We start from the raw sequence: 19,341 nt of genomic DNA on the forward strand, positions 1-19,341 counted from the left end.
AGCTGCGCTAGCCAATCCGCGCTGGCTGGCTTTTGTCTGCTGGTCGCAGACAGCCAGCGCGGATCGGCAAGCTCCGCTAGGCCGCAGCGCGACGTCTTTTGATCGAGCGATCCCCGGCGTGCCACTTGGGACACAGGCGAAGGTGGCTCCGTGTGCGGTGAATGACAACCCACCCCCTTGCGCTCTGTTGGTCAGTAATGACGGCCCTGTCGGGCCGAAGTTTCTTTGTAATGTCGCTACCGCGCCAACTATTTAGGCTCAGGTTCACCATGTACGGTAAATAGCTGTCAAGAAATCAATGCATTTTAGTATTTTGAGTTTAGCGAGTAAGATTAGTGTGTCGGAAGGGAAGGGGAGAAGCCCCGGACCAAAGACTAGGGGATAGGCCCCGCACTATAGGAGTAATGCTCATGAACATCGGTACTTTCGCCCTCAAGAACGGCCAGCTCATCGGTTCGATCGCAACCCTCACCGTCGACCTTGCCCGCCTTGGCCTTCGCCCCGTCGAAAGCACGAACGAGAAGGCCCCCGCGTTCGAGATCATGGCGCTCAACGTCGCTCGCAAGTGGGTGCAGGTCGGCGCGCTTTGGGAGGCCACCAGCAATTCGACCGGCGAGGTTTTCTATCAGGGCAGCCTCGACGATCCCAGCCTGCCCGAGAAAATGGCCATCATGGTCTTTGGTGACGACGAAGACGGCTATCGCGTCGTCTGGAACCGTCCGGCCCCCATGCGCCAGAACATGGACGGCACCCGCCAGACCCGCCGCCGCCAGCGTGACGACAGTTTCGGTGAAGGCAACGCCACCGAAGATGGCCGCATCGCCGCAGAGCACGAAGAGGATCACGTCCCCGCGTTCTGATCCCCCCGACGGGAAGGGAGAGGGTAGCCGCCCTCTCCCGACCCTATTCGCTATCCCCTGCCAAGGATGAGTTATCATGACCAAGGAAACGAACAGCCGCACTTATAGCAGCTTTGCGGACCTCGCAAAGGCCATCGGCACCACGCCCGCCGAACTGCGCAAGCAGTATCTGGACAAGGCGATTGCCGACACCATGCGCGGCGAGGATGAAGCCGGAACCGCAGCCACGCCCGACGAGCTGGCAGCGCTGGCCCGTGAGGCAGAGATTGCCGACATGATCGCGCAAGATTCCGTGCTCGACAGCTTCACCGAAGCATTCGGCGACGTGACGGCGCTTTCCATCCTCGACATGGGGGGCGAGGCGCAGGAACTGGACATGCCCGAGCCCGCCGAGGCGCAGGCAGAATGCCATGCCATCATCAACACCATCTTCGACCTTTTCCGCGACACCCGCCTTGAGCCGAGCGCGCAGGCCATCGCATGGGGCATCGTCAATTCGTTTCACTACGAAGCCGAGAAGCTGGCCCGCGAGGAGGACACCCTTTGCCGCGACCTTAAAGACCGGATCGAGCAGGACGACCGCAGCGAAATCTATGCAACCGAGATGGAGGATTTGCAGCTTCGCGCCCGTACCAAGATGGAGCAGCGCGCAGCCGTCGAATGCATGCGCGACTATGCCGCCAACTGCTACCGTTCGCAGACCGGCCGCCCTTGGAGCACCGCGCGCGGATCGAGGGTTTCCAGCGTCACAACCGCAAGCCAGATCGCATCCGCCGATTTCCTGAAAGCCCGCGCAACCGCCATGCGCGAAAAGCGCAACCCCACCGGCCCGCTTGTCGTCTTTTCCGGCGGTCAGGAATGGCACGACTATCAGCAGCTTTACGCCCGCCTCGACCAGATCAAGGCCCGCATCCCGAGCATGACCCTTTGCACCACCGGCCAGCGCAAGGGATGCGACGCCATCGCCGCAGCTTGGGCCGCACAAGCTGGCGTGCCGATTGTCACCTTTGCCCCCAACGCGCAGCGCTTTGGCAAGAGCGCCGGTTTCAAGCGTAATGACCAGCTTGTCAGCCTCCGGCCCGTCGAAGCGATCATTTGCCAAGGCACCGGCATTCAGTCGCACTTGCTGGACGAACTGAAGGGCGCAGGCGTTCCCACCCACGCCTTCCGCTATGACGCACAGGCCCCCATGCCCGCCGACGCCAAGCGGCAGAATTGGGGATGAGATAACAGGGGCGGACCAGCGCCGCCCCTACCCTTTCCTTGGCAGGAGCATTGGGCCAGCATCGGGGCACGTCCCCGGCGCTGGCCCTTTGTCGTCCACGTCGCGCTAGGTGGGGGAAACCCTACGGTTCCCCCCACGCCAGGCCGCCGCGCGCGCCGCCGCCAACATCGCCCCCGCCGGGGCTCGTTGGCGACGGCGCGCGCGGCGACCTTCCCCCCTCCGGTAAGGAGCTGCCGCAAGCAAGACGATCGGCCCCGCGCCGCTCGACCTGGCCCCCAGATATCGAGGGCGGGGGAGCGCCCGCCGGGCATCGAACCCGGCGCGCGCTGCTGCCGCGAGCATGAACACAGATCCGCGCCGGTCTGCCAGCGCCGCGGCTTCCCGATCAGGACCATCTGGACCACCCTGCTCTGCCCTTCGGGTGTCATTTCGCCTTTTTCACCCAATGCCGCTTTCGGCGACCCCGATCCGTCACCGGATCGGCGCTGGAGGAGAGAGGGAAAGAGGATCGGGAATTTAACGAAGGAGGTTCCGATGAGCATCACGTTTCGCATCGAAGATTCCAACGAACCCGACAATCTGCGCCCCGTCATGATCGACCCCCTGCAGATGGGCGCCCTGCGCGAAACCCTCGACGAATACGGCAAGCGCTATGGCCTCGATCTCATCATCCACGACTACGGCTCGCTCGACGAACACGTCTTCGCGTGGGAGGCCCGCACCGCCATGATGCCGATCGCCATGATCGCCCGCCACTTCACCTTCGACGTCGACGCGATCGCCCTGATCGAGACGGCCCAATTTCTCGGCCGTCGCATCCGCATCGCCCGCCGCGATGACGAACCCGACATCATGGTGGCGCTCTCGACCAACCCGGACGCCGCGCCCGAGATGAACGTCTCCAACTCGAACGCCTACGCCATCCTCGCGATGCTCGGCCTCGACCTCGACAGCTGCGGCACTATCAGCATCGAGCAGCTGCGCGGAAGCCTTGCCGATCCGGTCATGGCAAGCCGGCTCGATGCCGAGCCGGGCCTTGCCCGATACCTGCCGGCACTCAACCAGATGGCCGCGATCACGTCGCCCAGCTGCGCCCTTCGCATGGTCTGGTCATAGCGCCCGGCAAAGCACTCCACCTGTCGGCGCGGGGTCGCCTCGCTCGCCTTGGCCTGACGGCCAGGGCTACGCATCGCCGCCCGCGCCACGCCGATAGGTAAAACCACCACACAGTCTTCCCATTGTGACCTCCGGCGCGCGGCCGCGTCAAGGACGGCGGGGCCCCACCATTTTCTTCGGCGGATCGACCTCGTCGCGCCAATTACAGCGCAGCGGCCGCCAAAGAAAATCGTGACCCCCACCGCCGCTTCGCGGCGCGAAAGGCTCGCCTTTCGCGTCCCTGACCCGACCGCGCCCCGAAGGTCCGACCGTAACTGTCGTTTTGACTAAGGAGTGAGCGTTATGGGCACGTCAGTTACCCTCCCCGAAGACAAGATCGAGTTCATCGCCAAGTCGGATAAGGAGATCCGGATCGAGCATCGCATCGCCTCGCTCGAAGCCGAAATGCACCGCGCCTGTCGCATCCATGACCGCCGCGACGACTTCATCGAAATGATCGATTGGACCTCCATGACGATCGACGATCGCGAGACGGTCCACAACCATGCCGATCGCCTCAACTGGAGCATGATCGAAATCGACCATGAGATCATGCTCGCATCCGAAGCCCTCTACGTCGAGCACATGGAGAACCCGCTCAATTGGTGAGCCCAAACCGCCACGCACGGGAGGCGCAGCCCCACAGGGCCGCGCTTCCCTTTTTTTGTCTGATGCCGTCCAGATCGCTGCCGCGTCTGCCCCCGGCTCGCTCGCCTTGGCCTGACGGCCAGGGCTACGCATCGCCGGGGCCCGCCTCAAAAGGAATGGCCGCCCGAATGGGCAAGCCCATCCGCGCGGCCATCGGTCGTTTGTTCGGTGCCGAAACGGCTCAGGCTGACGCCTGAAGCCGCTTCTCCACCTCGTCAACGCCCAGCGTCTTCACCGCCTTCATGATCCGCTCCAGTCGATCATGCGGGAGCTTGAAAAGCCCCGCCTTCTCGACCGTCCCGATCGCCGCCTCCCGTACCTTCTGTAGATGCGCCTTGCGACGCTCCGACAGCTTGCGTTCCTCGGCCTCGATCGCGGCCATTTCTGCGTCCAGTGACTTCGCCATTTTCATTACCTTCTGGTCAGGCTGATCGGCTCTGAACAGCGCCACCATAACCGCACCTGGCGCACCGGAAAACCCGTGTCGTACTCCCCTACGATACGCCCGCGAAATCTCGCCCTTCACTCACGGATGATACATGCACTTGCGACCCCAATCGACACGCGCGAAGCGCCCTTCCCCTTCGGTCGCTTCCGCCTCACGGCGGACCTTTGCCCCCCGGAAACCGGAGGCAAGCCCGAACCAGACGAGGATCAAAACACATCGAGGCTACACGGACGATACGACAGCTCAATAGGCACACCCTACGCAACGTGGTTGCAGGATTATTACTATAAATCAAAGGCTTATAGCTAAATATAATAAAGACCCATACAGACCCGCTTAGCGACCCAATGGGTTTGCTCATATTTTCGTTATTTATTACGGGTACTTAGCACAGACCCAGACAGACTTACGTAATTAAATCAACCCATTGGGTCTTGCTATTCTACGGCTCTTCTGGTAGCGCCATCCTGCTTTTCGTAGTCCCGCCAGCCTCCCTGCTAGGAGGTTGGATTGATTAAATCAGCTCTGCAGCGAAGCATGCGCTTCGACCCGGACCAGTATAACCATCTCAAGAGGATGGCTGCTGCCCGTAAATGTACGCCTTCAGATGTTCTGCGCGAGATTATTAAGCAGCACCTCGAGGGCATCGAGGCTCTCTCTGAAAGCCACCATCGCATAGCCAGACTGGCCGAGTATACTCAAGCCGCAGTCGATACGCTTTTGCGCGAAGAGCACCCCGAACATCGTCAACTCGTCATCGACGAAACGAACCGGCGCATGGAGCGGTATCATGGCGCGTAAGAAACGCGGCAAAGACCGCAAAGACATCCGCAGCGACGGTTCACCGAGGCCCCTAAAACATCATTCCGCGCGCGGCGACACGCCTCGCAACAATGGCAATTTCGTGCGCGGGAGCCAGCTGCTCAACACCCAGGTCATCATGTGGCTGCAGGGCGCGAAGATGCCCTTCCTCATGTGGCTGGGCATCTTCGCCCTGTCCTATTTCACGATCCTCTCGTTCACCCTCGACGAGAACAATTTCCAGCTCATCTGCATGCGCATGCTGTCGTGGCTGTGGGACTGGTGCGCGCTCGATCCGATGAAGCAGGCCAACCTGCAACTCCCAGACCATACCGTGCGCCACACCTTCATGGGGTACGTGCCCTATGTACCTGAGGTCGCCCTCGCCTGGCATAAGGCAGTTCGCGGCGTCATCGGTTCGATCCTGATCGCCTCATTTGCGACCATCCCGGCTTCGATCTGGTATGTCGATTTCTCGCGGCGGCGAGGCGGCTCGATCATGGAAGAACGTCATGAGCGCGGCGCCATGCTCGTCGATCGGGATCTGCTCTACAGGGAGATCAGCCAGCACAACCAGATGAAGTTCGTTGAGGAGGCCAAAGACCTCTTCCCTGGCAAGAAGCCCAAAGCTGTTCTCAAGATGTCGTTCGATGCCCGCAAGGCTGCCGGTATTCACCATCCCTACTACCTTGCGGGTATCCCCTACCCGCACCGCCTCGAGCAATCCCACACGATGCTGCTGGGCACCACCGGCACCGGCAAAACCACTGTCCTTCGCAAACACCTGGCGCAGATGCGCGAACGTCAGGATACCGCCGTGGTCTTCGATCTTACCGGCGCATACGTCGAGGCATTCTACGACCCCGAGCGCGACACGATCCTCAATCCCATGGACGTGCGCTGCCCGTCATGGTCGATCTTCAATGACTGCTCGACCTACAGCGAGTTCACCGCTGCCGCAGCGGCGCTGATCCCCTCCGACGGCGGATCGTCGGAGCCTTTTTGGGCCCTCGCCGCGCGCACCCTTTTCATCGAGATGTGCATGAAGCTCATTGAGAAAGGACAGACCTCCAATCAGGCGCTCGCCGACAACCTGATGACAGCCGATCTCAAGCAGGTCCACCGTCATCTTCAGAAGACAATCGCTGATCCGCTCACTGCCCCGGAAGCCGCCCGTATGGCGGAATCGATCCGCGCCGTCTTCAACACCAATGCGCAGGCGCTACGGTTCCTTCCCGACGAGGGCGAGCCATACTCGATCAAGAAGTGGATCACCGGCGAGAAGAAGCCCGGATCGATCCTCTTCATCACCTGTACCTACACCGACCTCGAGATGAACAAGGCCCTCCTGACCCTGTGGTCGAACCTTGCCATCCACTCGCTCATGACCATGCCGCACACCCGTTCTTTGCGGACCTGGTTCATGTTCGACGAGCTGGGCGCGCTTCACCGCTTGCCCGCCATCGAGAACGGCCTCCAGACGGCCCGTAACTTTGGCGGAGCCATGATCCTTGGCCTGCACTCCTTCGACAAACTGGTGCAGGTCTACGGGGAAGAAAACGCCCGCAACCTGTCGTCGCTTGCACGTACAAAGCTGATGCTCGCTGCCGCTGATTTGGACACCGCCGAGCAGTGCGCCCGCTACATCGGCAATCGCGAAATCCGCCAGATGGATGAAGGCTATTCCTATGGCTACAATTCCACCCGAGACGCATCGACGCTGACACCGCGCAAGCAGATCGAACCGCTCGTCATTCCCGACGACATCATGAACCTGCCCTCGATGCACGGTTTCGTTAAATTCCCCGATGGATTTCCGGCAGCGCGCATCCAGCTTGAGTGGCAGCACTATGCCAAAGTTGCCGAGGGCTTCATGCGCCGGCCACCGTCAAAGCCGGACGATCCGGACGGCAATGTTCGCGGAGGTGGGGGTAAGCCGAAGGGTGGGGATGACGGTGGGCGTGGTGAAAACATCGCGCTCAGCGAAGAGGAGGTTGCCGCGCGGGATAATCCAATCGCACTCGCCTCCAATATCCTTTCACAGCCCTCAGAGCAGGAACGTGAAGAGCAAGAAGGCCGCGATCCCAACGCTCGTGAAGCACTTGAACGTATGGACCCCGGTGCAACGCAATCCGGGACCGGCAAAGGCGATGCTGCACAGGACAGTACCGTCGATCATAATGGTCTCGATACTCCAGAGCGGGTGAATGCCCGGCCAATGGACACCACGGCCAGACGAGAGGCACAAGAAATCTCCTCTCGATCCTCCGATAAGGATGCCGCTGCCCAGGCAAGAGGAGAAAATAGAGATCCCGCCGAGGAAGATCTAGGCGTCCGTGAAGCGCGTGACGGTTTCGGCACGGGGGACGGAAAAGACCATAGTCACGATCATCCCGATCTGGGCGATTCAGATATGGGTATCGGAGACTGATCGATGCATTCCATTGCATCCGTTCGCTCCGCTGGTGGCGCCGCAAAGTATTTCACCAACGACGATTTCGTCGCAGGCGAATACTACACCAGCGAGCAGGCGGGAGAGGTCAGTCAATGGGGCGGCGGCGGCCTCTCTGACAGTCTCATCGCCGAAGGGTCCGCTGTCACACGAGAAGCGTTTGAAAAGGTTCTGTTGGGCGAGACGCCCACTGGCGAGCAGATCGAGGCAAAGGAAAACCGGAGGCCAGGTTACGACCTGACATTCTCAGCTCCAAAATCAGTCTCGATCATGGCCTACATAGCCGGTGACAAGCGCATCCTTGGACCTGACGGCGCATTCGCGCAGTCGGTCAAGGATACGATGGCATGGGTCGAGAAAAACCTCGCCGAAGGTCGCAAGACCGTCGATGGCAAGACGACGGCCGTTCAAACCGGCAATCTGGTCTACGCCCTCTTCCAGCACGACACGAGCCGGGCCCTCGATCCGCAACTGCACATCCATTCCATCGTCGCCAACATGACGCGCATGCCGGACGGCAAATGGCAGGCGCTTCACGCCGACAAGATCTGGTCCAACAACACCGTTATCGGCTCGATCCAGCACGCCTTCCTGCGGACCCGTATGGAGGAGTTGGGCTACAAAGTTCAATTGGACGGCAAGCACGGCACCTTCGAGATCGTCGGTGTCCCCAAGGATGTCATCGACGCCAACAGCACACGGCGGGAAGAAATCCTGATCAAGTCCGAGCAGCTTGGGATCGTCTCCCCAAAAGGACGCGACAGCGTCACCGTCAACACGCGCGATGCAAAACTGAATGTTGAAGATCGCGAAGGCATGGTCAAAGGCTGGATCGAGCGTGCTGCAGCACTCGGATTTGACGGGAAGGACGTCCTCGCCGCTGCGTTGCGGGCCTCTCGCGAGCAGCCGGAAAACCTCGCGGTGCGCGGTTACAAGGCCATGCTCGAGGTGGTGAACACGGCGCGCGAATTTGTATCCGGCCTCTTGCGATCCCCTGAACCACTGGTCGATGCTGGCATTGCGCGTCTGGCAGGCTCTCCTGGCAATGCTCGTGCCCAACTCGCGGTCGCTTCGGCCGTCCGCATTCTCAGCCAGCGGGAAGCCGCCTTCCAGATCCATCAAGTATCCAAGACGGCTCTCGATCTTGGCCTCAAGGGCGTCACGATCGACAACGTCGAAGCGCGCATCGACCGACTGATCAAAAATGGCGATCTCGTTTCTGGTCAAATCCAGCACAAGGGCCAGATGGTCGATGCTGTCACCACGCCCGAGGCATTGAAAGTCGAGCAATCCATTCTCGATCACGTTGACGCTGGCAAAGGCAAGGGAACCTCGATCGTCGATGCCGCCAGTGCGCCATCCAGGCTTCAGGAGGCCGCTTCACCGCGAGAACTGAACTCGGGCCAGCTTGCGGCCGCAACCATGATCGTTTCGAGCGACGATCGTTACGTTGTCGTCCAGGGCGTCGCCGGCGCCGGTAAATCCACCATGCTCCAGACTGTCGCCGCCGTTGCACGGGACGAGGGTAAGCAAGTTCTCGGCCTCGCCTTCCAGAACAAGATGGTCGGGGACATGCGCGAAGGCATGGTGCCCAAGCACCTTTCGGCCGAAGACATGGAAAAGGCCGGGGTATCAGCGCAGACGATCGCGTCATTCGTCTGGCAGAACGAGAAATATCTCAGCGATCCGAGCAGCCCGGGAGCCCAGGCACGGCGCGATGAACTGGCTGGCACGATCGTCGTCGTCGACGAAACCTCAATGGTCTCGAGCGAGGATATGCTCAAGCTGATGCGCATCTCCGAGGCTCTGGGCATTGAAACGATGGCCTTCGTCGGCGACCGCCAACAGCTCTCCTCGATCGATTGGGGTAAGTCCTTCGCCATGGTGCAGGCGGGCGGTATCACCATGGAGCGCATGGAGCAGAACGTGCGCATCAACCCGGATAACAAGCAGCTTCTCACCGTCGCCGCCCTCGCCAACACGGGCAGGGCCGGCGCTGCCCTGAAGGTTCTTGGCGACAATGTCACAGAGCATTCTGAACCGGCGACCGAGGCTGCCGATACATGGCTGGCGCTTTCTGCAGAGGAGCGCACCGCCACCGCAGTATTCGCCTCGGGCCGCGAGACGCGCGCAGAGATCAACACCGCGATCCAGGAAGGGCTTCTGCGCGAAGGCACGCTCAAGGGGGACGGGCTCTATGTCACCGTCCATGACCGGGTCAGCAAAGAGCGTGAGCAGCTGCGCTATGCCCATCACTATACCGTCGGCCAGACGCTCACCGTTACTGGCCAAGTCCGAGAGGTTGGTCTCGGCCGCGGCCAATACCAGGTCAGCCGCATCTTCGACAACGGCAAGGTCCAGATCACCGGTCCCAACGGGCGCAACATTCGCTTCGATCCTCAGCGCATCGATCCCGCGATCCGGCGCGACCGCCTCGAACTGACCACACTCCAGACCTTGAAGATCCACGAAGGCGATACAATCCGCTGGACCGCGACTGACAAGGACCGGGGCCTCGACAATTCCGCGCTCGCCAAAATCGTCTCGATCGCGGACGGCGGCGTCACCTTCGAAACGGCGAACAAGGAACAGGTTACGCTTGAGCGTGGCGATCCCATGCTGAGCCGCATCGACCTCGCCTATGCCCTCAATATGCACATGGCGCAGGGTGTCACCGCAGACAAGGGGATCGGGGTGATGCTCTCCTACGAGCACAACCTGTCCAACCAGCGCCTTTTCAACGTCCTTGTAACCCGCGTGCGAGACGCCCTCACCATGATCGTTGACGATCGTGAGAAGCTGGAACGGCGCCTGAACTCTAACCCCGGTGACAAAACCTCCGCGCTCGAAAGCATCGGGAAGATCAACATTGATGGTGTCGAGGCGAAACAGGACGCTGCAAACGCCGCACTTACGGCCGCGTTTGATGCGATCGAGGGGGAGAATGCTGGCGATCGCTTGCCAAACCTGCCTGGCGGCGATGCAAAGGATGATTTGCGCGACCTACCCCCTATCCCGGCGGCCGATTCACAGGGCAGCGACGCTGCAAATGACGGGAATGGCAAAGGGAACGAGAACGCGGCGGGAGGGCATAGTGAGGCCGAGCGGGACCAGATCGGCATGTCCGGACCCGTTTCAATGGATCTTGATGACCTCCCGCCGATGGGAGCATCGGAAACCGACTACTCCACGTTCGATGCCAGTGCCGATCAGATCTACGATCCCGGCGCTGGTGAGCCCCCTGCCCCTACGCGGGACAAGGACGACGTCGATCCGCTCAGGCAAGCGCTGCTGGATCACCTCGAGGGCGATGGCCTCGGCATCGTCGATACTAGCATTGATGATCTTACCGGCATTCCGCCGATGCCTGGCCGTGATGACGGCCAGATTCCGGGGCTGCCAGAAAAGAACCTGGGACTCGACCTATGATCAAACCCCACTTTCAAGCGGAACCAGTCGAACTGGCGCCGGGCGGGGTCTCCCTGCGGAATGCACGCTCCATCAAAGCAGCCCTCCCCGGCGATTACCCCCCATCCCATTCTTTGCTGGAAAGGATCATCTGATGCCTCTGATATTCATTGCCGCCGCGGCCGCGCTTGCAGGCTGCACCGTCACGGATGGCGACACAATCAGATGCAATGGCGAGCGCATCCGCTTGCTTGGCGTGGACGCCCCTGATGATCCAGGCAACAGCAGGTGCAAGCCGGTTCCCAAACCTGGCGCGGTCTGCGATCGGCAGCGGGCCGCCGCGAGTAAGGCTTCGCTGCAAAGGATCATGACCGGGCCTCTGTCTATCGAGCGCGTGGGCACAGATCCTTATGGACGCACGCTTGCAATGGTCTACGCGCAGGGTCGGAGCCTTTCGTGCCACCAGATCGAAGGTGGGCAAGCCACCTATTTTGCTCGGTGGGATCAAGGCGCACGGGTAGCTCGTGAGTGCCCGCGCGCGGCAGCAAGGGCGGTGAGATGATCGCCGTGCTGACCAGTTCTCTCCCCCCTCTCCACCTCAACGGCTCTTACAGGAGGACTCCGTGCGCGAGGATGTAACCCCCACACCACTCACCCCCCGCGATATTATGATCGAATATGCGCTCATCCTGCGCCGCGTCTCGGGGCGGATACACGGCATCCTGCGCGAGCCAGAGACGATACAGATGCCCGTTACCCTGCGCCGCTCCCTCACCGACTGCGTCAAGGCATTCGATGAGTGCATAGCCGACCTCGAGACGCTCGCATCCACGGCCGCAGCCACCGCTACCCCCACCATCACCCATACCCCCATGCGCGTGCCGACCTGGCGCGATGGCGCGAAAGTTGCGCTCGGCGTGCTCATCCCCTGCGCCGCTTTTGTCTGTCTCATCGCCTTGATCGCCTCCACCATGCCGATCGAACCGACCGATCCCGAACAGATCCAACGCGACGCGAAATGGCTACAAGAGCATGAGGATCGCTTCGAAGCGACATCCAGAGGCGGCCATGGGAATAAGTGACCGCGACTACATGCGCGAGCGCTACCGCAAGCGCCGGGGTCTCGGGGGCACCCTTTGGAACGATCGCAAATCGCGCGTCGAGCAGGACGGAGCATGGTTTGCCGCGAAAAACCAAGGCTTTGATTATCAGAAGAACCGCTGGCGGCCGAAGCGGCGTAAATCTTCGGGCCAAATCGGATGGGCGATTGCAGGCGCGGTCGTACTGATCGCCATCGCCATACCGACCTGGCGCGACATCAAGCTAACGGGGTGGCTCCCTGACAACGATCCCGAGATGCCCTTCCCCACCTCCGGCAGCGTCACCGTCAACCGGACCGTAGATCCCAAATCAGCGATCTCACAGCTTCGCATTATCTCTGCACACGGCAACGCCATGGTCCAGCTCTACGACCCCGACACATCGGCGCATGTGATCTCGGTCTATGCACGGCGCAATGCAGACGTTGTCGTGCCCGTTCCGCCCGGGACCTACCGTGTCAGGATCGTCGAAGGCGACAAGTGGCATGGGACGCAACGATATTTCGGAATTTCGACAGTCTCGCAGACTGTCAGCGCACCCATGCGGATAGACCCGCACTGGACCCGCGTAATCGACCTGCACCGCAGTCGCTGGGGTAATCTTCGCACCAGTGCAGACTTCCGATCACCCAACCCTCTCAACTGAACAGGACGATCGATTCACCATGATCCTCAAGCCCTCTACCAAGTCTGACGAACTCACCGAAATGATCCAGTTCCTTGACGATCCGGCATTCGTCCGCTTGCCCGATCGCGTGCGCAAGGCTGCGCTTGCGAGAAGGAGGGGCCTGGATGGGGAGAAGTACACGGCGCACATTCTCGACCGCAAATTCCAAAACCTACCCGATCATGCGCTGATCCATGACCTGCGCATTCCCGATGGGCTCGGCGGGTTCGCGCAATTCGATCACATCGTGCTTTCGCGCCTGTCGCGGACCGCCGCGATCTTCGAGGTCAAGAATTTCGGCGGGCGCCTGTCCCGCAATACCCATGACGAATGGATGGTTTGGTACGAGGGGCGAAGACGACCTGTGTCGATTGCCAATCCTCTGGCCCAGGTGCGCCGGCAGCGGGAAGTCCTGCGCGAGTGGCTGCGCGCCAACCAGCATGACAAGGCCTTTGAACAGATCGGCGTCTTTGTCATCATGCCGCCCGGCTGCGATATCGATCGCAAGGCCGTTACTTCCGACTTCAGTGTCTACAAGGCGGACAACGTAATCTCCGAATGGAACCAGTTCGGCGGTATCTCACCCCTAGGCAAACTGTTCTCCACCGGCGTCTCTCAAGGCTCACTGCGTGCCATCGGCGCTCAGATCGTGGCGGCGCACGTTCCCGACGACAAAACCATACATGAACGGCTGCGGATCGCTCCTCCCACACCGGAGAATATGCCGAAAGACCCTGCGGCAACTTCGGTTGCCATAACCTCCGAAATAGCCGTGGCGACACAGACTGCGCCCGATTCAGCGCCCATGCTGGTCGATTTGAGTAAGGTCAGTGTAACTCCGCCCTTCGCAGACGTCACGCCTGCTACGTCCGAGCCCGAAGCAACGCCCTCACCAGCACCGTCGGGGAAGCAGCACCGCAAAGCTAGCGAGCCGGAGACGGTATCGCCAGGAATTTCACAGAAATTCTTACGGGATGGCCGAGTTGCCTTTCTTTCCGAACCAGACAACGATGAAGCGGCGGCGCGACTTGCTGCCGCTTGCGACGGTCACGCCAAATGGAACCGACAATACCGCAACTGGCTGTGCGAAACTGATGCTGCCGAAAAGGTGCGCGCGGCCCTAATTACCGACTCATTAGCCGGAGCCGGAGGGGCAACTTCAGGCCCTCAGCTGGCCAATCTTCACGCTCAACAGGGATAATTAGCTATGCGACACATGCTCACCGCTGCTGCTCACCTTAGCGCCGGCCTCGCTTTCACACTCGCAGCGCTGGCCGCTACACCTGCCACTGCCCAGAAAACGGGCAAAGGTGGTATCGGCATCGATGAAACTTCAGAAGTTCCCCGCTGCGATGTTCCCCTCGGCACCATTGCGCTGGTCGAGGATCGCACTGCCGCGCCGAGCGAGGAAGATATTCCTGCGGGGCTTCGCGCCATGATCCGCATGGCCGAGGCACAGAATGGCGGGGGCTCGCAGAAGATCGACCCACTGCCGCTCCTGAAGCTGCTGACCTCGCAGTCCAATTGCTTCCAGGTGCTCGATCGAGGCGAAGGTTTTGATGCGCTTCAGCGCGAACGCGCGCTTGCTGCGGGCGGCACTATCGCGAATGGCAATACGCAAGCGACCCTGCTGGCTGCAGACTACCTGCTAACCGCCCGCGTTCTCTATTCTGACGGCAATGCCGGCGGCAGCGGTGGCGGGCTCGGCACCATGTTTCCAGGCGGGATTGGCTTCAAGTCGAAGAAGCTGGAGAGCCAGACGATGCTAACACTCGTGGAGGTGAAAACCGGACTGCAGAAAGCTGTCGCTACCGGCTCAGCCCGCAAAAAAGACATATCGATCATCGGCGGCGCATTGATGGGCTCAGGTATCGGTGCGCTTGGCGGCGGCTACACCAGCACCGATATCGGCAAAATCACGTCCTTCGCGTTGCTCGACGCCTTCCGCAGGCTCGCCAGAGACGCGCAGGGGCGCATTGTGCCACCTGTCGCGGCGTCGACTGCCCCCGCCCGTATTGCGGCTCCAGCTGCGTCCGTAGCGGCTCCTGTAGCAGCCTCCACCGGCAACGCACAGGCACCTGGAACACCGGCGCAGTAGGAGGGGAGAGGGAATGGAAGGGGGGACATGACAGGAGGATGAGCCCCCTGCCCTTCCCCCCAGCTTGGAGCCATGGATCATGAACGCCCAGTCGGATCTGTTCGGCGAGGAGCCGCTAGACGCCGCGATCGAGGACACCGCCATCACGCCAGCAGAACCGTTGGCAATGCCCTGTGGGTTCCTTGATCGCTCCAACAACCGCTGCAAACGGCTCGCTTCGCGGCCTGTGATGATGAACGGGAAGCGGTTGCACAGCCACGGCCGACCCATGCTCCACTGCGAGATGGCCTGCTTTAATGCCTCTCATGGCAAGCCTAGCGATCCAATGGAGAACCGAGGCAATGAGTGAAACGATAGGACTTACCGGCACCATAGAGACTTCGCAGCGCGGCCCCATGCTGAAGGACACGGATGGGATGTGGTGGCGGCTGATCGGCGAAATCGACACGATCGCCAAAGATGATAACCTCGTGCGCGTCGTCGGTCGCAAGCGCGGCGTAGCGGCAATCGAGATCGATTACCTCGGGCCCGTGACAAACTGATGCACGGTCCCCGACACTTTCCCAAATGTCCATACTGCGGCCATCCGGTGCATGAGTGGCGGCGCGGTTCTCCTATTGAGGGATGCCGTCAGTGCCGCCGCCCGATGGTCCTGCTGCGCTATCCCTTGCCTTGGATGAGCCCCTTGCGCCTCCTCGGCCTTTTCGACCTTGCGTCCAAACTTCAGGCTTACGCCACGATCACCATCGGAGCCCTGTTCGCGCTCGGTGCTCTGTCCCTCCTCGGCTTGGTCAAGGCCATCGCCATCCTGCTTTATGTCATGGGCTCGATCCTGATCGTCGACGGCGCCCTCGGAATCGTCTCCGGAATCGACCGGACATGGAGCCAAGTACGCTATGCAGGATCAGCCAAGGCCATGGCCTCTGGTAAGATCGTAGCGGGATCGTTTGCCTTCATGCTTACCATTGTGGGCCTGCTCATATGACTCGCTCGGCCGATCTTCTCGACAGCGATCTTGTCACAGGGTTAGCCGAGGCTCTTGTTGAGGGTGGCCCCTCCCCTCACGAAGACCTCGAGCGACGTCAACTCGTGACCACTTTGTTACGCACCCTATCCCCTCGCCTGGAGCGGTTGATCCGCCTCAGCTACGGTATCGGCGTCCCGCAAACCGGTGCTGCGGAAATCGCAGACAGCTTCGGTATCACGAGAACCCGCATCGATATGATGCATCGTGAAGCTCTACGGCGCATGCGGAGAGCGGCAAAGTATATCGATGCGGCTGAGCCGGAACTGATAGCCGACCCTGCCTATCCGCTGCCGCGGGGCTGGAGCCAGCCCGACCTCGAGATTCGTAATAGCCGCTTCGCGGACCGCTTAAATAACGTCCGGGGATTGCCGGTGGCTGTGGTGAAGACGAGCAAGGTTACGAAACCTCGAAAACCCAAGGCTCCAAAGGTCGCGGCGCCGATGGGGACACGGACGAGGCCTCCGATCCGTCCCACACAAGAACCCGACGCAGTGCATCGTGCAGGCTGTGTCGATGGACTTATAGGCACCGGGCGGGCTTTCGTGCTGCCTGTCGGTGCCGGGGCTATCATAGCTGGTGCCGATTATGGTGGATTCGTAGGGCTGCTTGCTGGCGTCATAGCCATGCCCGCCATGGCGTTTGCCTATGAATGGTGGGTGGAAAGGCGATAACCGACATAACCTCGAAAGTGGCGAAAGGAGCTGCAGCCCAACTAAACCCTTCCGTCCTCATGATATGCCCGTGCCTATCGGCCGCGAGTTTGCATTCAACGGATTGGCTCACCCCGTGCGATTTTTTCCGTCAGCGCTTGCAAGGCCATTTCAATCACCTCAGCGATTGCTGCACATTCCAGTTGGTCGGCGAGATCATAAATCTGATTGTTTGTATCGCGACGCAATTTAACGGTGAAAGGCACATCCCGCCCCGTCGTCCTCTTTCGGCCGCGACGCTTTACCTCACTCCCCTCGCCCTGCTCTGCGCTTACGGGCTGAGATATGGGCTTAGTCTTGGCGACCGCATGGCGGCCGGTGAATCCCGCGTTATCGGAGGCTTCCTTTATCTGGGCCCTTGAATCCGCGTCGATCTTGACCGGCTGAGGCTTGAATTCATCCAGGTCCAGGCTGATCTTTCCGGAAGTCATTTGCGCGCCTCCCTCAATACCTCAATAATTTCAGTTACAAATGCAGCAGCATTTACACGAGCCTTATCGAGGCCAGGAACTTGATCTTCTGTAAGATCAGCAAGCGTAGCGCCGAAATTGACTACACCTTTGAAGGCCTCTCGTTCGACGACCCGGGTGTTTAGGAACGATATTCCTGCCTCCTCGAACTGCGTACCCATATCTCGACCGCTTCGTGTCTGATACGCTGCCGGCGCCCTGCTCCATAGCACTCTAGCCGGAATGTTCTTGTTGGTGGTCTTCGACTGCCTCAGAATGAATTTCAGCGTTTTGGCAGCTTCGTTTGCATCCAATTTAGATGCCTGCAGCGGGATCAAAATGAGGTCGCTGCTACTGATGGCGTAGCCGCTTGATAGATTAGCAGATCCCTCAAGGTCGACTATGACGAAACTAACCTTGGCCGACTGTTCCTCGATCGTCTCAATGATGTTTTCCTCGGTCACGCTTCCGACAACCGATAGATTTGATGGGAGGTTCGCTTCCTCGGCCCACCTGACCAACGGTTGGTTAGGATCGGCATCTATCAGGCAAACGTCTGCGCCTTGCTCAGCTAAACCCGTACCTAGGAGAAGTGTGGCAGTGGTTTTCCCTGCGCCTCCTTTCGTGGTCATAATCGAGATCACTGGCATATATAAACCCTACATCTTGGTGACCGAATTGACGCATATAGCATGCATAATCCAATTGGTGTCCGCGCCTAGCGCATGGGGATCGCAAATGTCAATCCATAGCGTATATCTGGCATCTGTAAAATATGGGTATCGGAAAGGTATACCTTAAATAAACGTATCCGATACCGATACCCAATGGCGGGAAAACGACGGCTAAGTGATGAACATCCGACAGTGAATGGTATTGGGGTGTCGGAACAAACAGCAGGGAAGGGGAGGGGAGGGGGGTATCCAAAGCGCGCCCTCCGATGCAGGAAAAAAAGTGACACTGCCCTGCTGCAGCTGGTGGTCACGATCTGACGCTCGGTATCCGGCCGACCGGATTATTGAATCGCCGATGTGGGTGGAAAGCTACCAGTCGCGCACGCACTGCGCCCTGAAGCATAACTTCGCTATCCCCGAGCAAATCATTGAGTAGGGGATGCTGCCGGTATAACAGGCGGTAGATCACCGTCACATCGCTTCTGGTTCACTGCGGCCGGCGGCGTCGACGGCCTATCCGTGAATGGAGTATAATTGTGCCGGAGCTTCGATTCTATTTAAGCGGTTCGTTAATTGGCACAGTCCAAGCTGATGTGGTGCCCAGCCCAGGCTCTGAAATCACGTTTGTTACCGATAGTTACAAGAAGGGCGTAGTTCCAGGGTCTGTGATCTCCTTCACCGTGGAGGGTGAACACTGCCTACCGACCAACTACGATTACTCAGGGAATGACGTAATCGCTCACATCGATGTAGACGCCTATACGCTAGTCAAGGCCGGACCTGCGTTGCCCGATTAATCGTCATGCTGCCCTGATGACAACACCAGCCTCCCTTCGTAGCGGATACTATCGCGCAGAACCTATGTGATTAATTGATGAGTGCATATGAGAAGCCGATGCCGTTTCGACATTGCCTAGCTGATCCGGCCCCCGCGATTTATAGGGCTGCCCGGATGATGGAATCCGCAGCTCAGGCTCATGCAAGTGGCGCCAGAGCAGAAGCGATCCGCCTATTGGCCGCGGCCAACGACGTTGAGGTGCGTGCTTACACGGAAATGGTGTGGGGGGCAGGGGCGCGGCAAAGATTTGGGTTCGTCACGGTGGCCAACCCTCCGCCCGTGCTAGTCAAAACTGACAGGCCAATTCCTCGGATGCCAACGCAATCAACCTGTGCCGAACTTATCGCTCGGGATGGCTTTCACTGCCGTTTTTGCGGAATACCTGTTGTAGACGTGAAAACTCGCAAGCTGATTTGTAAGCTCTACCCAGAGGCAGTGTCGTGGGGGACTACAAATTCATCTCAACATGCAGCCCTCCAATGTATGTGGCTGCAATTCGATCATGTTTTGCCGAATGGGCGAGGTGGATCAAGCGATCTCGAAAATATGGTTATCACCTGCGCGCCATGTAACTTTGGCAGAATGGACCACACCATAGAGGAAGCGCGCCTGTCTGATCCGAGGTTGGAACTCCGAAGCGATACCTGGGACGGTTATAGCAGATGGGACGGGTTGCAGCTTTTCCACGGGTGATGGGCATAGCCGAGGAATGCTGACCTTCGATAACGTCTGCAATTGGGAGCTAGCCGATCGGCAGCTTTACGCTGACGCCAATTACATG

At 59.9% G+C, this 19,341-nt stretch carries 20 protein-coding genes; 16 read left to right on the forward strand and 4 right to left on the reverse strand.

The features are described 5' to 3' along the window. Positions 1-410 precede the first annotated feature (410 nt). The 4 genes from ACXJ16_RS26545 (at position 411) to ACXJ16_RS26560 (ending at position 3,849) form a co-directional block, all read left to right on the forward strand. Positions 411-860: a DUF736 domain-containing protein gene (locus ACXJ16_RS26545; protein WP_463923332.1), complete on the forward strand. Its 450-nt coding sequence runs from the start codon at positions 411-413 to the stop codon at positions 858-860. Between the two features lie 76 nt (positions 861-936). Further along, a complete protein-coding gene (locus ACXJ16_RS26550) occupies positions 937-2,085 on the forward strand; it encodes a DUF2493 domain-containing protein (protein ID WP_463923333.1) in 1,149 nt (382 codons plus the stop codon). A gap of 534 nt (positions 2,086-2,619) precedes the next feature. Further along, positions 2,620-3,201 (forward strand): hypothetical protein, encoded by a 582-nt coding sequence (locus ACXJ16_RS26555; RefSeq protein WP_463923334.1) that lies wholly within the window; start codon positions 2,620-2,622, stop codon positions 3,199-3,201. Positions 3,202-3,543: 342 nt separating this feature from the next. Next, on the forward strand, positions 3,544-3,849 hold the full coding sequence (locus ACXJ16_RS26560) for a hypothetical protein (protein ID WP_463923335.1): 306 nt from the start codon (positions 3,544-3,546) through the stop codon (positions 3,847-3,849). A gap of 220 nt (positions 3,850-4,069) precedes the next feature. On the opposite strand, the gene ACXJ16_RS26565 is transcribed toward ACXJ16_RS26560, so the two are convergent. Together ACXJ16_RS26565 and ACXJ16_RS26570 are read right to left on the reverse strand one after the other, a co-directional pair. After that, on the reverse strand, positions 4,070-4,342 hold the full coding sequence (locus tag ACXJ16_RS26565; RefSeq protein WP_463923336.1) for a hypothetical protein: 273 nt from the start codon (positions 4,340-4,342) through the stop codon (positions 4,070-4,072). A gap of 597 nt (positions 4,343-4,939) precedes the next feature. Then, on the reverse strand, positions 4,940-5,128 hold the full coding sequence (locus ACXJ16_RS26570; protein ID WP_463923337.1) for a hypothetical protein: 189 nt from the start codon (positions 5,126-5,128) through the stop codon (positions 4,940-4,942). Here ACXJ16_RS26570 and ACXJ16_RS26575 point away from each other — a divergent pair. The 11 genes from ACXJ16_RS26575 (at position 5,127) to ACXJ16_RS26625 (ending at position 16,560) form a co-directional block, all read left to right on the forward strand. After that, the gene (locus ACXJ16_RS26575) at positions 5,127-7,568 is read left to right on the forward strand and encodes a type IV secretion system DNA-binding domain-containing protein (protein ID WP_463923338.1); all 2,442 of its coding nucleotides are present in this window, start codon (positions 5,127-5,129) and stop codon (positions 7,566-7,568) included. The genes ACXJ16_RS26570 and ACXJ16_RS26575 overlap by 2 nt on opposite strands. 3 nt (positions 7,569-7,571) lie before the next feature. Then, positions 7,572-11,018, forward strand: a complete 3,447-nt coding sequence (gene mobF, locus ACXJ16_RS26580) for a MobF family relaxase (RefSeq protein ID WP_463923339.1) — start codon at positions 7,572-7,574, stop codon at positions 11,016-11,018. A gap of 133 nt (positions 11,019-11,151) precedes the next feature. Then, positions 11,152-11,559: a thermonuclease family protein gene (locus ACXJ16_RS26585; protein WP_008828610.1), complete on the forward strand. Its 408-nt coding sequence runs from the start codon at positions 11,152-11,154 to the stop codon at positions 11,557-11,559. Positions 11,560-11,620: 61 nt separating this feature from the next. Further along, positions 11,621-12,079, forward strand: coding sequence for a hypothetical protein (locus ACXJ16_RS26590; protein WP_463923340.1), 459 nt, complete (start codon positions 11,621-11,623; stop codon positions 12,077-12,079). Positions 12,080-12,089: 10 nt separating this feature from the next. After that, a complete protein-coding gene (locus ACXJ16_RS26595) occupies positions 12,090-12,743 on the forward strand; it encodes a hypothetical protein (RefSeq protein ID WP_463923341.1) in 654 nt (217 codons plus the stop codon). A 19-nt stretch (positions 12,744-12,762) separates the two neighbouring features. Further along, a complete protein-coding gene (locus ACXJ16_RS26600; RefSeq protein ID WP_463923342.1) occupies positions 12,763-13,965 on the forward strand; it encodes a nuclease-related domain-containing protein in 1,203 nt (400 codons plus the stop codon). A gap of 15 nt (positions 13,966-13,980) precedes the next feature. Beyond that, positions 13,981-14,862 carry a CsgG/HfaB family protein gene (locus tag ACXJ16_RS26605; protein ID WP_463923343.1) on the forward strand — a complete coding sequence of 294 codons (882 nt, stop codon included), beginning with the start codon at positions 13,981-13,983 and terminating at the stop codon, positions 14,860-14,862. Between the two features lie 79 nt (positions 14,863-14,941). Next, positions 14,942-15,211 carry a hypothetical protein gene (locus ACXJ16_RS26610; RefSeq protein ID WP_008828615.1) on the forward strand — a complete coding sequence of 90 codons (270 nt, stop codon included), beginning with the start codon at positions 14,942-14,944 and terminating at the stop codon, positions 15,209-15,211. Beyond that, complete coding sequence (locus ACXJ16_RS26615; RefSeq protein ID WP_008828616.1) at positions 15,204-15,404, forward strand: DUF5818 domain-containing protein; 201 nt, start codon at positions 15,204-15,206, stop codon at positions 15,402-15,404. The genes ACXJ16_RS26610 and ACXJ16_RS26615 overlap by 8 nt, the downstream gene beginning before the upstream one ends. 104 nt (positions 15,405-15,508) lie before the next feature. Continuing rightward, on the forward strand, positions 15,509-15,847 hold the full coding sequence (locus tag ACXJ16_RS26620) for a hypothetical protein (protein WP_008828617.1): 339 nt from the start codon (positions 15,509-15,511) through the stop codon (positions 15,845-15,847). After that, positions 15,844-16,560: a sigma factor-like helix-turn-helix DNA-binding protein gene (locus tag ACXJ16_RS26625; protein ID WP_008828618.1), complete on the forward strand. Its 717-nt coding sequence runs from the start codon at positions 15,844-15,846 to the stop codon at positions 16,558-16,560. Before ACXJ16_RS26620 ends, ACXJ16_RS26625 begins: the two co-directional genes overlap by 4 nt. Before the next feature lie 95 nt (positions 16,561-16,655). Here ACXJ16_RS26625 and ACXJ16_RS26630 read toward each other — a convergent pair whose 3' ends face one another. Both ACXJ16_RS26630 and ACXJ16_RS26635 read right to left on the reverse strand, forming a co-directional pair. Next, positions 16,656-17,030 (reverse strand): hypothetical protein, encoded by a 375-nt coding sequence (locus ACXJ16_RS26630; protein WP_463923344.1) that lies wholly within the window; start codon positions 17,028-17,030, stop codon positions 16,656-16,658. Then, on the reverse strand, positions 17,027-17,680 hold the full coding sequence (locus tag ACXJ16_RS26635) for an AAA family ATPase (RefSeq protein ID WP_202950089.1): 654 nt from the start codon (positions 17,678-17,680) through the stop codon (positions 17,027-17,029). Before ACXJ16_RS26635 ends, ACXJ16_RS26630 begins: the two co-directional genes overlap by 4 nt. Positions 17,681-19,043: 1,363 nt before the next feature. Here ACXJ16_RS26635 and ACXJ16_RS26640 point away from each other — a divergent pair. Further along, entirely contained in the window at positions 19,044-19,253 is a 210-nt protein-coding gene (locus tag ACXJ16_RS26640) for an HNH endonuclease (RefSeq protein ID WP_463923434.1), read from the forward strand. Positions 19,254-19,341 lie beyond the last annotated feature (88 nt).

The sequence above is a fragment of the Novosphingobium sp. TK71 genome, assembly GCF_055361505.1.

Bases quoted from the DNA above. Each gene is read 5' to 3' on its own strand.
- ACXJ16_RS26545 (WP_463923332.1), top strand. From the start codon at position 411: ATGAACATCGGTACTTTCGCCCTCAAGAACGGCCAGCTCATCGGTTCG.
- ACXJ16_RS26550 (WP_463923333.1), top strand. From the start codon at position 937: ATGACCAAGGAAACGAACAGCCGCACTTATAGCAGCTTTGCGGACCTC.
- ACXJ16_RS26555 (WP_463923334.1), top strand. From the start codon at position 2,620: ATGAGCATCACGTTTCGCATCGAAGATTCCAACGAACCCGACAATCTG.
- ACXJ16_RS26560 (WP_463923335.1), top strand. From the start codon at position 3,544: ATGGGCACGTCAGTTACCCTCCCCGAAGACAAGATCGAGTTCATCGCC.
- ACXJ16_RS26565 (WP_463923336.1), bottom strand. From the start codon at position 4,342: ATGGTGGCGCTGTTCAGAGCCGATCAGCCTGACCAGAAGGTAATGAAA.
- ACXJ16_RS26575 (WP_463923338.1), top strand. From the start codon at position 5,127: ATGGCGCGTAAGAAACGCGGCAAAGACCGCAAAGACATCCGCAGCGAC.
- ACXJ16_RS26570 (WP_463923337.1), bottom strand. From the start codon at position 5,128: ATGATACCGCTCCATGCGCCGGTTCGTTTCGTCGATGACGAGTTGACG.
- mobF (WP_463923339.1), top strand. From the start codon at position 7,572: ATGCATTCCATTGCATCCGTTCGCTCCGCTGGTGGCGCCGCAAAGTAT.
- ACXJ16_RS26585 (WP_008828610.1), top strand. From the start codon at position 11,152: ATGCCTCTGATATTCATTGCCGCCGCGGCCGCGCTTGCAGGCTGCACC.
- ACXJ16_RS26595 (WP_463923341.1), top strand. From the start codon at position 12,090: ATGCGCGAGCGCTACCGCAAGCGCCGGGGTCTCGGGGGCACCCTTTGG.
- ACXJ16_RS26600 (WP_463923342.1), top strand. From the start codon at position 12,763: ATGATCCTCAAGCCCTCTACCAAGTCTGACGAACTCACCGAAATGATC.
- ACXJ16_RS26605 (WP_463923343.1), top strand. From the start codon at position 13,981: ATGCTCACCGCTGCTGCTCACCTTAGCGCCGGCCTCGCTTTCACACTC.
- ACXJ16_RS26610 (WP_008828615.1), top strand. From the start codon at position 14,942: ATGAACGCCCAGTCGGATCTGTTCGGCGAGGAGCCGCTAGACGCCGCG.
- ACXJ16_RS26615 (WP_008828616.1), top strand. From the start codon at position 15,204: ATGAGTGAAACGATAGGACTTACCGGCACCATAGAGACTTCGCAGCGC.
- ACXJ16_RS26620 (WP_008828617.1), top strand. From the start codon at position 15,509: ATGGTCCTGCTGCGCTATCCCTTGCCTTGGATGAGCCCCTTGCGCCTC.
- ACXJ16_RS26625 (WP_008828618.1), top strand. From the start codon at position 15,844: ATGACTCGCTCGGCCGATCTTCTCGACAGCGATCTTGTCACAGGGTTA.
- ACXJ16_RS26630 (WP_463923344.1), bottom strand. From the start codon at position 17,030: ATGACTTCCGGAAAGATCAGCCTGGACCTGGATGAATTCAAGCCTCAG.
- ACXJ16_RS26635 (WP_202950089.1), bottom strand. From the start codon at position 17,680: ATGACCACGAAAGGAGGCGCAGGGAAAACCACTGCCACACTTCTCCTA.
- ACXJ16_RS26640 (WP_463923434.1), top strand. From the start codon at position 19,044: ATGTGGCTGCAATTCGATCATGTTTTGCCGAATGGGCGAGGTGGATCA.